The sequence below is a fragment of the Xanthomonas sontii genome (assembly GCF_040529055.1).
Classification (GTDB): Bacteria; Pseudomonadota; Gammaproteobacteria; order Xanthomonadales; family Xanthomonadaceae; genus Xanthomonas_A; species Xanthomonas_A sontii.
Window position 1 is genome coordinate 4933227 of the sequence record NZ_CP132342.1, and the last position, 11757, is coordinate 4944983.

13 protein-coding genes and 1 other RNA gene are annotated in these 11757 nt (G+C 69.1%); 9 read left to right on the forward strand and 5 right to left on the reverse strand.

The window, feature by feature from the left end; translation table 11 throughout:
* Positions 1-5: 5 nt before the first annotated feature.
* The 4 genes from RAB70_RS20970 to RAB70_RS20985 are packed head-to-tail and all read right to left on the reverse strand — an operon-like array spanning position 6 to position 3659.
* The gene (locus RAB70_RS20970) at positions 6-1874 is read right to left on the reverse strand and encodes a penicillin-binding protein 2 (RefSeq protein ID WP_043093186.1); all 1869 of its coding nucleotides are present in this window, start codon (positions 1872-1874) and stop codon (positions 6-8) included.
* Positions 1871-2134, reverse strand: a complete 264-nt coding sequence (gene ftsL, locus RAB70_RS20975) for a cell division protein FtsL (RefSeq protein WP_010344441.1) — start codon at positions 2132-2134, stop codon at positions 1871-1873. Before ftsL ends, RAB70_RS20970 begins: the two co-directional genes overlap by 4 nt.
* Positions 2131-3243, reverse strand: coding sequence for a 16S rRNA (cytosine(1402)-N(4))-methyltransferase RsmH (gene rsmH / locus RAB70_RS20980; RefSeq protein WP_148827913.1), 1113 nt, complete (start codon positions 3241-3243; stop codon positions 2131-2133). Before rsmH ends, ftsL begins: the two co-directional genes overlap by 4 nt.
* 14 nt (positions 3244-3257) lie before the next feature.
* Positions 3258-3659, reverse strand: a complete 402-nt coding sequence (locus tag RAB70_RS20985) for a division/cell wall cluster transcriptional repressor MraZ (protein WP_010344444.1) — start codon at positions 3657-3659, stop codon at positions 3258-3260.
* Positions 3660-4030: 371 nt separating this feature from the next.
* Here RAB70_RS20985 and RAB70_RS20990 point away from each other — a divergent pair, with 371 nt between their 5' ends.
* The 4 genes from RAB70_RS20990 to RAB70_RS21005 all read left to right on the forward strand — a co-directional run bounded on the left by RAB70_RS20990 (position 4031) and on the right by RAB70_RS21005 (position 6138).
* Entirely contained in the window at positions 4031-4825 is a 795-nt protein-coding gene (locus RAB70_RS20990) for an NRDE family protein (protein ID WP_148827898.1), read from the forward strand.
* Positions 4826-4934: 109 nt separating this feature from the next.
* Positions 4935-5301: RNase P RNA component class A (rnpB, locus tag RAB70_RS20995), an RNA gene on the forward strand.
* A 145-nt stretch (positions 5302-5446) separates the two neighbouring features.
* Positions 5447-5623: a DUF4160 domain-containing protein gene (locus tag RAB70_RS21000; RefSeq protein ID WP_211352236.1), complete on the forward strand. Its 177-nt coding sequence runs from the start codon at positions 5447-5449 to the stop codon at positions 5621-5623.
* A gap of 50 nt (positions 5624-5673) precedes the next feature.
* Positions 5674-6138 (forward strand): DUF2442 domain-containing protein, encoded by a 465-nt coding sequence (locus tag RAB70_RS21005; RefSeq protein ID WP_017911117.1) that lies wholly within the window; start codon positions 5674-5676, stop codon positions 6136-6138.
* 61 nt (positions 6139-6199) lie between these two features.
* On the opposite strand, the gene rsmI is transcribed toward RAB70_RS21005, so the two are convergent.
* On the reverse strand, positions 6200-7024 hold the full coding sequence (gene rsmI / locus RAB70_RS21010; protein ID WP_148827899.1) for a 16S rRNA (cytidine(1402)-2'-O)-methyltransferase: 825 nt from the start codon (positions 7022-7024) through the stop codon (positions 6200-6202).
* Positions 7025-7105: 81 nt separating this feature from the next.
* Here rsmI and RAB70_RS21015 point away from each other — a divergent pair, with 81 nt between their 5' ends.
* The 5 genes from RAB70_RS21015 (at position 7106) to RAB70_RS21035 (ending at position 11756) form a co-directional block, all read left to right on the forward strand.
* Positions 7106-8830, forward strand: a complete 1725-nt coding sequence (locus tag RAB70_RS21015) for a penicillin-binding protein activator (RefSeq protein WP_148827900.1) — start codon at positions 7106-7108, stop codon at positions 8828-8830.
* A complete protein-coding gene (locus RAB70_RS21020) occupies positions 8820-9188 on the forward strand; it encodes a YraN family protein (RefSeq protein WP_026143653.1) in 369 nt (122 codons plus the stop codon). Before RAB70_RS21015 ends, RAB70_RS21020 begins: the two co-directional genes overlap by 11 nt.
* A 1-nt stretch (position 9189) precedes the next feature.
* Positions 9190-9741, forward strand: coding sequence for a metal-dependent hydrolase (locus tag RAB70_RS21025; protein ID WP_148827901.1), 552 nt, complete (start codon positions 9190-9192; stop codon positions 9739-9741).
* Complete coding sequence (locus tag RAB70_RS21030; protein ID WP_148827902.1) at positions 9738-11120, forward strand: FAD-binding oxidoreductase; 1383 nt, start codon at positions 9738-9740, stop codon at positions 11118-11120. The genes RAB70_RS21025 and RAB70_RS21030 overlap by 4 nt, the downstream gene beginning before the upstream one ends.
* A gap of 78 nt (positions 11121-11198) precedes the next feature.
* Positions 11199-11756 (forward strand): hypothetical protein, encoded by a 558-nt coding sequence (locus RAB70_RS21035; RefSeq protein ID WP_148827915.1) that lies wholly within the window; start codon positions 11199-11201, stop codon positions 11754-11756.
* Position 11757 lies beyond the last annotated feature (1 nt).

An 11757-nucleotide genomic window follows, 5' to 3' on the forward strand; every position in this document is an offset into this window, starting at 1 on the left:
GCGGGTCACTGGCGGGTCTCCTGCAGCGGGGCCGGCAACGCGGCCGGCGCCGGCGGCGCCACGGCGCGCGCGCTGGGCAGCGCGGCATCGACTTCGGCGGCGGCGTCGGGCACTGTCGCCGGATCCGGCTCCACCGGCGCCGGCGGCGGCGCGTGGCCGCTCTTGCCGGCGGCCTGCGCGGCCAGCCACGACTGGATGTCGTCCGGCGGCACGTCCATCAGCCGCAGCGCGCCTTCCATCACGTTGTGGAACACCGGCGCCGAGACCAAGCCGCCGTAGTACTTGGCGCCCTGCGGGTCGTTGATCACGATGACCGTGGCGAAGCGCGGGTTGCTCGCCGGCACCAGGCCCGCGAACAGCGCGTTGTAGTGGCCGCGCTCGTAGCCGCCGGGGCCGGCCTTGCGCGCAGTGCCGGTCTTGCCGGCGACGTGGTAGCCCAGGATCGCCGCGCCCTTGGCGCCGCCCTGGGTGACCACGGTCTCCATCATCGCCACCACTTCCTTGGAGATCGCCGGGTCCAGCACCTGCTTGCTGTCCTCGTGCTGGCCCTTGACGAAAGTCGGGGTCACCAGGCGCCCGCCGTTGCCCAGCGCGCAGTAGGCGCGGGCGATCTGCAGCGGCGTCACCGACAGGCCGTAGCCGTAGGACATGGTGGTCTTGGAGGAGCCGCTCCAGCGCGCCGGCGACGGGAACACGCCGGCCGATTCGCCGGGGAAGCCGCTGTGCGGGGAGCTGCCGTAGCCGTAGCTGTGGACCTGGTCGTAGAAGGTCTGGTCCGGCAGCTTGGCCGCGATCTTGGCCGCGCCGATGTTGGAGCTGCGGGTGATCACCCCGGTCACGGTCAGCACGCCGTTGTTACGCGGCACGTCCTTGATCGTGAAGCGGCCCACCGACATGTAGCCGGGGTTGGTGTCGATCAGCGTGTCCTTGGTCACCACCCCGGCCTTGAGCGCGGTGGAGATGGTCAGCGGCTTCATCGTCGAGCCCGGCTCGACCAGGTCGGTGACCGCGCGGTTGCGGCGCACGTCCGGGTTGACCCCGTTGACCGCGTTGGGGTTGTAGGTCGGCAGGTTGACCATGGCCAGGATCTCGCCGGTGGCCACGTCCATGATCACGATCGAGCCGCCGGCGGCCTTGTTCTCGACCAGCGCGTTGCGCAGTTCCTTGTAGGCCAGGAACTGGATGCGGCGGTCGATGCTCAGGGTCAGGTCCTTGCCCGGCTGCGCCGGCTTGACCAGGTCGATGCTCTCGACGATCGCGCCCTTGCGGTCGCGGATCACCCGCTTGGCGCCCGGCTTGCCGCGCAGCCAGGAATCGAACGCCAGCTCCAGCCCTTCCTGGCCGCGGTCGTCGATGTTGGTGAAGCCCAGCACGTGCGCCATCGCTTCGCCCTGCGGGTAGAAGCGGCGGAATTCGCGCTGCGAGAACACGCCGGGGATGCCCAGCGCGACCACCGCATGCGCCTTGTCCGGATTGATCCGGCGCTTGAGGTACATGAACTCCTTGTCCGCCTTCTGCGACAGCTTGGCGGTGAGTTCGTCGACCGGCAGTTCCAGCGCCTGCGCCAGCTGCGGGATGCGGTCCGGGCTGCGCAGCAGTTCCTGCGGATTGACCCAGATCGACTCCACCGGCGTGGACACCGCCAGCGGCTCGCCGTTGCGGTCGGTGATCATGCCGCGCGAGGTGGCGATCGGCAGTTCGCGCAGGTAGCGCGCCTCGCCCTGGCGCTGGTAGAAGTCGCTGTTGATCAGCTGCACGTAGGCCGCGCGGCCGATCAGGGTCACCGAGCACAGGCCCAGCGCGGCGCCGACCAGCACCAGGCGGCCGCGCAGGTTGAAGTTGCTGCGGGGGCGATTGCGGCCGCTCTTGTTCACGGACGCACCACCACGATGTCGCCGGTCTCGGGGAACTTCATCCCCAGCCGCTCGCGCGCGACCTGGTCGACGCGATTGCTCTCCGCCCAGGTCGCCTGCTCCAACTGCAGCCGGCCGAACTCGATGTTCAGCTCGTCGCGGTTGTGCTCCAGCCGCGACAGCTCCACGAACAACTGGCGATGGCGATGGCGCATGTACACCACCCCGATCGCCGAGGCGATGGTGCAGGCGAGCAGCACGAGCAGCAGCAACCGGCTCATTGGGCGCTCCTGTGGAGCGCGCCATGCGCCGGCGGGAATGGGGAAACGGGAATGGGGAATGGGGAAGAGCCGGTCGACTGCGCACGGAAACCTTCCGTACCGGGAAGCGCGCTCTTGCTTTCGCCTTTCCCGATTCCCGATTCCCGATTCCCCACTCCCAGCTTCTCCGCCACCCGCAACACCGCGCTGCGCGCGCGCGGGTTCACCGCCAGTTCGTCGGCGTCGGCCTTGATCGCGCCGCCGTGCAGGCGCAGGGTCGGCACGAAGGTGGTGGCCTCCGGCAGGCGGCGGTTGCTCGGCGGGGCCTTGGCGTGGCGCTGCATGAACTGCTTGACGATGCGGTCTTCCAGCGAGTGGAAGCTGATCACCGCCAGGCGGCCGCCGGGCTTGAGCCGGGCCAGCGCCGCGTCCAGGCCGGTTTCCAGATCGGCCAGTTCGCGATTGATATGGATACGGATGGCCTGGAAGCTGCGCGTGGCCGGGTGGGTCTTGCTGTCGCCGCGCGGCATCACGCTGGCGATCAGCTCGGCCAGTTCGGCGGTGCGGGTCAGCGGCTGCTTCTCGCGGCGGGCGACGATGGCGCGAGCGATGCGCCGGCTCTGCCGCTCTTCGCCGTAGGTCCACAGCACGTCGGCGATCTCGCGCTCCTCGGCGCGCGCCAGCCACTGCGCGGCGCTCTCGCCGGCGTCCGGGTCCATGCGCATGTCCAGCGGGCCGTCTTTGCCGAAGGAGAAGCCGCGCGCGGCCACGTCCAGCTGCGGCGAGGACACGCCCAGGTCGAACAGCACTCCGTCCAGGGCAACGGCAGCGTCCCACTGGCCCAGCTCGGCGAAGCTGCCGCGATAGATGGACACGCGCGCGTCGCCGCCGAACGCATGTTCGGCTTCGGCGATCGCCTCGGGATCCTTGTCCATCACCAGCAGCCGGCCTCCTGGGCCGAGTTTGTGCAGCACCCCGCGCGCGTGTCCGCCACGCCCGAACGTGCCATCCAGATAGATTCCGTTTTCGATCACCTGCAGCCCGTCCAGGACCTGCGCGAACAACACCGGCACATGCGCCGCCGATGGTTGCGACACCGGGAGGTGACCGGCCTGCGCCTGTCCGCGCATCCGGACACCCCGACTCACAACTTCAGATCGAGCAATCCATCGCCCAGATCCTCGTCAGACAAAGTCTGCTGGATCAGTGCGCGATGAGCCTGCTCGCTCCACAGTTCGAACTTGTCGCCCATGCCCAACAGCACGGCGCGCTTTTCAATGCCCACCGCGGCGCGATGGCTCGGCGGAATGGTGATGCGGGCGTTGGCGTCCAGCTCCAGCGCCGCCGACGAACCCACCAGCTTTTGCTGCAGGACCCGCACCACGCGCTGGGTGTTGGGCTTGGCCATGACGTCGTCACGGACCCGCTCCCACTCCTTCTCCGCATACAGCCACAGGCAGCCGGCCTCGAACGGGTTGTAGGTCAGCACCAGCCGATTGCCGCTCACGCGCGCGACGAGGTCGCGGTACGCGGTGGGAACCGCCATACGCCCCTTGTCGTCCACAGTGATTGCGGTCTCGCCCTGAAACACGACGCCTGCACCTTTCCGAATCCGCCTGGGCGGTCATTGAACCACGAAAAACCACAAAAAACCCGGTTTCCCCTCAAGTGCCCACCTTAGCAGCGCGCAACTGGTTGTCAACAACTTTGCGAGCGGTAAATCGCTAGCGGGATCAATGGTTTGCAACGATCTTTAGAGACTTGTTCAAGGCTTATCCACAAGTTACTGTTTCGTCTCAAATTTTGAGATTGAACGGAAATTCAGGCCTGTGTACGGGGCGTTAAGGCCATCGTCACCGGCTGTCGACATGGCGCCTGGGCTCGCGCCGCGTTGCGCAAGCGCGCACACTGCCGGGCATGTGTCTGGTCGTTCTCGCGCACGCTGCGCACCCGCGATGGCGCTTGCTGCTGGTCGGCAACCGCGACGAATTCCACGCCCGCCCGACCGCGCCGCTGCAGCGCTGGCCGGCCCCGGCGCAGCGCCTGCTGGCCGGGCGCGACCTGCGCTCCGGCGGCACCTGGGTGGGGCTGGACGCCGCCGGCCGCTGCGCCGTGGTCACCAACGTGCGCGACCCGCTGGCGTCGATGTCCGGCGCCTCGCGCGGCGCGCTGATCGCCGACTACCTGACCGGCGCCGAGCCGGCAGCGGCCTTCGCCGACGCGCTGGCCGCGCGCGCCGACACCTATCCGCCGTTCAACCTGCTGCTGGCCGATGCCGCCGGCGCCGCCTACGTGGGCAACCACCCGCCCGGCCGCAGCGCCCTGGAACCGGGCGTGCATGGCATGTCCAACGGCGCGCTGGACGCGCCCTGGCCCAAGACCCTGCGCCTGCGCGCGGCCGTGACCGCCTGGATCGCCGCCGGCGACGACGACCTAACACCGCTGTGGCGGGCGCTGGCCGACGAGACCCTGGCCGACCCGGCCGACCTACCCGACACAGGGGTCGGCCCGGACCTGGAACGGCGGCTGTCGCCGGCCTTCATCCGCGGCCACGACTACGGCACCCGCGCCAGCACCATCGTCGCGGTGGACGCCGCCGGCCACGGCTGGATCCATGAGCGACGGTTCGGCCCGGACGGAGTGTTCATTGGGGAGACGCGACTGGAAAACCGGGACCCAGGTGCGGGGGCCAGGGACCCGGAAAAGCGATGATGATGATGCAGGCGGCCGAGGCTGCTTTCGGCTGCATCGCCCGTCAGAGGTACGGCTTTGGCATTTGCGGGACCCGGGTCCCGTCTTAACATGCGACAATGCCCGCGGCGGAGCCGGCCAGACAGTCGCGTCATCCCATCGCATTTCGGTGCGGCGGGATGCCGAGGAAAGTCCGGGCTCCATAGGGCAAGGTGCCAGGTAACGCCTGGGCGGCGCGAGCCGACGGACTAGTGCAACAGAAAGATACCGCCTACGTCTGCGCAAGCAGGCCGGTAAGGGTGAAATGGTGCGGTAAGAGCGCACCGCGAGTCCGGTAACGGACCGGCACGGCAAACCCCACCTGGAGCAAGACCAAATAGGGACCTCATGGCGCGGCCCGCGTCGGGTCCGGGTAGGTTGCTTGAGCGTACCGGTGACGGTGCGCCTAGAAGAATGACTGTCCACGACAGAACCCGGCTTATCGGCCGGCTCCGCCACTTTTTTCAGAACGTCGAAAACTCCAAACCTTCACTGAGGGCGCGGAGCGCCAGGCGTTGATGCCCCCCCCCCCCTTCCGGCCTCCGACCCGCTGCGAACAGGATCCTTGTTGCGAAAGTGCAATCATTGCACTATGTTCCGCACATGCCGACGATCGTCCGTTTCGCCAACAGCGTTGTCACGATGTATGCGGCCGACCATCTGCCGCCTCACTTCCATGTGCGTACCCGAGATGGTCGGGAAGCGCTGATCGTCATCGACACCCTGGCAGTTCTGTCCGGCCGCCTGAGCCGACGCGAATTGAGCGCCGCGCTTGAATGAGCCGCGGCGAACAAAGCCACCCTCATCGCCCGATGGCAGGAATTGAATCCATGAACCAACCTCAATTCGTCATTACCAAGGTGAAGGCAGTCGCGGCGCGCGAACTTGCACTGACCTTTGCCGACGGCTTCACTTGCACTGTCGACCTCAGCGAGGTCTTGGCCTCGCATCCTTCCCTGAAAAAGGCACGGCTGCCGCACGTTTTCCATAAGGTCTCGCTCGACGAATGGCAGCGCGGCGTCATCTTCGACGGCAACGACGAGTTGGCGCTCGCCAGCGACAACCTGCGCGCACTCGCGATCGAGCAAGCCGGTGACTATTCCCACCAGCAGATCATCGCCTGGATGCATCGCCACGACATGACGTTGGATTCAGCCGCCGAAGCATTGGGCTTGAGCCGGCGCATGCTCGCCTACTACCGCAGCGGCGAAAAGCCCGTCCCCAAGAGCATTGGCTTGGCGATGCTGGGATGGGAGGCCGAACAGGCAGGGTTTGATTATTCGAAAGTCGCCTGAGAACGCAGTCGCCAAAGACGACTGGCCGGCGATCGCATTGCCGCAGGGCGTTATCGCCCCCTCAACCGCCGTAAAGCGCCTTGCGCGACGCACCGGTCAGTTCGGCGGCCAGCTTGGCGGCGGTGGACGGCGGCAGGTGTTCGCTGAGCTTGGCGTAGACGCGGCGGCCTTCGGCCAGCTGCGCGTCGGCGTCGTCGCCGGCGCCCTGCACCATCAGCACGAACTCGCCCTTGCGCTGGTTGTCGTCGGCCTCGACCCGGGCGTGCAGGTCGGCCAGGGTGCCGTCGAGCACGGTCTCGAACAGCTTGGTCAGTTCGCGCGCCATCACGGCCGGGCGGGCATCGCCGAAGGCGGCGCGGCAGTCGGCCAGGGACTCGGCGATGCGGTGCGAGGCTTCGTAGAACACCAGGGTGCGTGGTTCGCTGGCCAACCGGACCAGGCGCTCGCGGCGCGCCGAGGCCTTGGCCGGCAGGAAGCCCTCGAAGGCGAAGCGGTCGCTGGGCAGGCCGGCCACGCTGAGCGCGGCGATCGCCGCGCAGGCGCCGGGCACCGGGCTGACCCGGACCCCGGCCGCGCGTGCGGCGCGCACCAGGCGGTAGCCGGGGTCGCTGACCAGCGGGGTGCCGGCGTCGCTGACCAGGGCCAGCGACTGGCCCTCCAGCAGGCGCGCGACGATGCGCTGCGACAGCGCCTCCTCGTTGTGTTCGTGCAGCGCCAGCAACGGCCGCTCGATGCCGAAGTGGGCCAGCAGCTGGCCGCTGCGGCGGGTGTCCTCGGCGCAGATCGCCGCCACCGTGCGCAGCGTCTCCTGGGCGCGCGGCGTCAGGTCGGCGAGGTTGCCGATCGGCGTGGCGACGACGTGCAGGGTTCCGGGCTGGGCGCTCATCTACGGGCTTTCCATGGTCAAGGGTAGAATCGTAGCGGTTTTCCCCGGCGCGCCCGGCGTGCCCAGCCGAATGGACCAGAAATGAACAAGCGATTCGCAAGGATTTCCGCCCTGTCGCTGCTGGCGCTGCTCGTCGCCGGCTGCGCCACCACCAGCGTGACGCCGAGCGCCTCGCCGGCCCAATCGGCGGCGCTGGCGCTGCTGGACCAGGGCAAGCCGAAGGACGCGGCGCAGCAGCTCGAGGCGCAGGCCGCCGGCGCCACCGGCAGCGCCCGCAACCAGTTGCTGGGCGACGCCGCCTTCGCCTGGTACGAGGCCGGCGATACCGCCCGCGCGCGCAGCCTGCTGGCGCAGGTGCAGCCGCGGCAGTTGCCGCCACTGAGCAAGGTGCGGGTGGCGCTGGTCGAGGCCGAGCTGGCCCTGGCCGACCGCCAGCCGGCCAAGGCGCTGCAGGCGCTGGGCAGCGATCCGCAGGCGGTGCCGCAGAACCTGCGCGCGCGCTGGCATCTGGCCCGTGCGCAGGCGCTGGAAGGCACCGGCGACGCCACCGCGGCGCTGGACGAACGCGCCCGCGCCGACAACGGCCTCAGCGGCCAGGCGCGCAGCGACAACCAGCGCGCCATCGTGCGCCAGCTGGCCACGCTCAACGATGCCACCCTGCAGGCGCGCGCCGCCGCGCTGCCGGCCGGCGATCCGCTGTACAACTTCGTCGGCCGCGCGCTGCTGAGCCGCGGCCTGGCGCTGCCGCGTCCGTTCGACCGCGGCGAGCAGTGGGGCTTCGACACCAGCAAGCGGCCGCCGGCCGAGCGCGACGGCTACCGCCCGCCGGCCAAGCTGGCGGTGCTGCTGCCGTTGAGCGGCAGCCTGGCCACCGCTGCGGCGCCGGTACGCGACGGCCTGCTCGCCGGCTACTACGGCGAGACCCGGCGGCGTCCTGCGATCGACTTCATCGACACCAGCGGCACCCCGGCCGGGGCGCTGGCCGCCTACCAGAAGGCGGTCGACGGCGGCGCCGATTTCGTGGTGGGCCCGCTCGGCCGCGACGAGGTCACCGCGCTGTTCGGGCGCGACGCGTTGCCGGTGCCGGTGCTGGCGCTGAACCGCGGCACACACGCCCCGCCGGGCGGCAGCGCCGGCTTCTCGCTGGCGCCGGAAGACGACGGCATCGCCGCCGCCGAGTACCTGCTGGCGCACGAGCGCCACAACACCCTGGTGATCGGCAGCAACGACGACACCGGCCGCCGTGCGGTGGCCGCGTTCCGCGACCGCTTCAGCGAGCGCGGCGGCAAGGTCGCCGGCAGCGTCAGCGTCGCCGACACCCCGGGCGACATCGGCGCGCAACTGCGCAACGCCGGCGCCGCCGACTCGGTGCTGCTGGCGGTGAAGGGCAATACCGCCCGCGCGCTGGCGCCGCAACTGGCGCTGGCCGGTTTCGCCGGCAAGACCCGGGTGGCAACCTCGCAGCTGGTGCTGGGCACCGGCAAGCCGGAGGACGACCTGGTGCTGGACGGCATCGTCTACCCGAGCGAGCTGTGGAACGTGCGCGGCGTCGGCGGCCTGCCGGCGGCGACCAGCGTGGCCGACATGCTGCCGACCGCACGCGGCCCGGCCGCGCGCCTGTTCGCGTTCGGCTACGACGCCTGGCAGATCACCGCCTACCTGGAGAAGCTGGCGACCGGCAATGACAGCGGCCTGCGCGGCGCCACCGGCGTGCTGCACCTGGACGGCTTCGGCAACATCGTGCGCACCCCCGCCTGGTCCACCTTCAGCGGCGGGCGCCCGACCCCGCTGCCCGATGGAAACTGAGCGGCGCCGACGCGGCAATGCGGTGGAAGCGGCGGCGCGCGCCGAACTGGAGCGCGCCGGCCTGCGCCTAATCGCCGCCAACGTCGCCTTCCGCGGCGGCGAGCTGGACCTGGTGATGCAGCAGGCGCAGAGCCTGGTGTTCGTCGAAGTGCGCTACCGGCGCAGCGCCGCGTTCGGCGGCGGCGCGGCTTCGGTCGATCTGCGCAAGCGCCGCCGCCTGCTGCTGGCGGCGCAGCTGTTCCTGGCCGCGCATCCGCAGTACGCCAACTGGCCGTGCCGCTTCGACGTGGTCGAGGCCGAGGGCGATCCGCCGCGGCTGACCTGGCTGCGCGACGCCTTCCGCGCCGAGGATTGCTGAGGTGCCCAGCGTCTTCACCCACGCCGCGGTGCCGCTGGCGCTGTGGGCCGCCGCCGACCGCGGGCGCATCTCCACGCGCCTGCTCGGCGCCGGCATCGTCGCGGCGATGCTGCCCGACGCCGACGTGCTCGGCTTCGCCCTGCACATCCCCTACGCCGACGCCTTCGGCCATCGCGGCGCCAGCCACTCGCTGTTGTTCGCCGCGGTACTGGGCGTGCTCGGCGCGTTGCTGCACCGGCCCCTGCGCGCCGGCGCGCTGCAGGCGGCCGTCTGGATGTTCGTCTGCACCGCCTCGCATCCGCTGCTCGATGCGATGACCTCCGGCGGCCTTGGCGTGGCCCTGGCCTGGCCCTGGAGCGAGCAGCGCTGGTTCGCGCCATGGCGGCCGATCCGGGTCTCGCCGTTCGCCAACGGTTTCTTCAGCGCGCGCGGCATGGCCACGCTGTGGTCCGAACTGCGCTGGGTGTGGCTGCCGCTGGCGCTGGCCGTGCTCACCTGGAAACTGCTGCAGCCGCCCTCGCCCTCCACTTCGCCGTCGCCACCTTCGCCATGACCACCGCCTTGCCCACCGCGCTCACCGACACCCTTTCCGCCCTGCTCGGCGCCGAAGGCTGGCGCACCGATGCCGACAGCCGCCGCAACTATGGCGAGGACGATTCGCGGCGCTGGGCCCTGGCCGATGCGGTGGCGCTGCCGCAGACCCGCGAGCAGGTGCAGGCGATCGTGCGCGCCTGCCGTGCGCACCGCGTGCCGCTGGTGGCGCGCGGCGCCGGCACCGGCACCGCCGGCGCCGCGGTACCGTTCTCCGGCGGCGTGGTGCTGTCGTTCGCGCGCATGAACCGCATCCTGCAGCTGCGCCCGGCCGACCGCTGCGCGGTGGTCGAACCCGGCGTGCTCAACGGCGACCTGCAACAGGCCTTGGCGCCGCACGGGCTGTTCTGGCCTCCGGATCCGTCCAGCGCGGAGATCTGCAGCGTCGGCGGCAACCTGTCGACCAATGCCGGCGGCCCGCGCGCGGTGAAGTACGGCGCCACCCGCGACAACGTGCTCGGCCTGGTCGCGGTGACCGGCACAGGCGAGTTGATCCGCTGCGGCGGCGCCTACACCAAGGACGCCACCGGCTACGACCTGACCCACCTGCTCGTCGGCAGCGAAGGCACCCTGGCGCTGATCGTGGAAGCCACGCTGAAGCTGTCGCCACGGCCGCTGGCGCAGGCCGGCCTGCGCGCGCTGTACCGCGACGCCGCCGCCGCCGCGGCGGCGGTGTCGCGGCTGATGGCGCAGCCGAGCACGCCGACCATGCTCGAGTTCATGGACCGCAGTGCGATCGCGCTGCTGCGCCGCAATGGCAGCGACGTGCCCGAGGCTGGCGCGATGCTGCTGATCGAGGCCGACGGCGACCACGACACCCTGCCCTACGCGCTGCAGGCGCTGGGCGCGGCAGCCGAGGGCGAGGGCCTGCTGACGCTGGACGTGGCCGCCGACGGCAGTGCGCGCGACCGCCTGTGGGCCGCACGCCGCGCGCTGTCGCCGGCGTTGCGCACGATCCGCCCGGGCAAGATCAACGAGGACGTGGTGGTGCCGGTGTCGCGCATCCCTGAGCTGGTCGCCGGCGTGGAAGCGCTGGCCGCCGAGTTCGACCTGCCGATCGTGGCCTTCGGCCATGCCGGCAACGGCAACCTGCACGTCAACATCATGTACGCGCCGGACGACGCCGCCGAAACCGCGCGCGCGCAGGCGGCGCTGCCGCGGCTGTTCGCACTGGTGCTGTCGCTGGAAGGCACCCTCTCGGGCGAACACGGCATCGGCGTGGCCAAGCGCGACTATATGGACCAGGCCTTCAATGCCGCGACCCTTGACGCGATGCGCGCGATCAAGCGCGCGCTGGATCCGGATGGGATCCTCAATCCGGGAAAGGTTTTACCAACCTAAACATGGAAGCAAAAAATGGACGAGACCGCAGAAAATAAATTCCTCAAAATTGCACTTGATCCATACCGCAACAGGGCAATGGAACGACTACTTACTGCTCGCGACGCATTTCACTATAGCGCGGCGGGCTACGCCCTCCTAACTTCACCAGACACTGGCCCAAAAATATCTCAATACAGGATCCATATCACCGAATCGGGCTTTTCCATTAGCCCGAATGACGCCCAAGTAGAATTTAGGGGGAATGGCTACCAAGTGAGCTTCGGCGCCGCTGTTAAGGCTGGCTTGGCTCGCTCAACGATAGATGCAGCTTATGCTCGCATGATCTCTGAAAGCGTGGGAGCTACCGCAGACTACGCTGCAGACAAAGCCGAGTTTGAGAATTTGCGCGACCAAGACTGGTTCGCTTTCGCTATACAACTACGCAATGCCTTCAGCCATAATAATTCATGGAATTTTGACAAAAGAACCAAAAACAGACTTCCCATCCAATGGAGAAGATTCAGTATCGAAGCCAAAATGCACGGATTGCCGCTTAATGATTTCTTGCCTTGGTACCAAGGCTTGCAACTTTGCGCACAGATGATTTTGTACGTAGAAGGCAGGGTTGATTATCGTCAACAACGCATTATTTAAC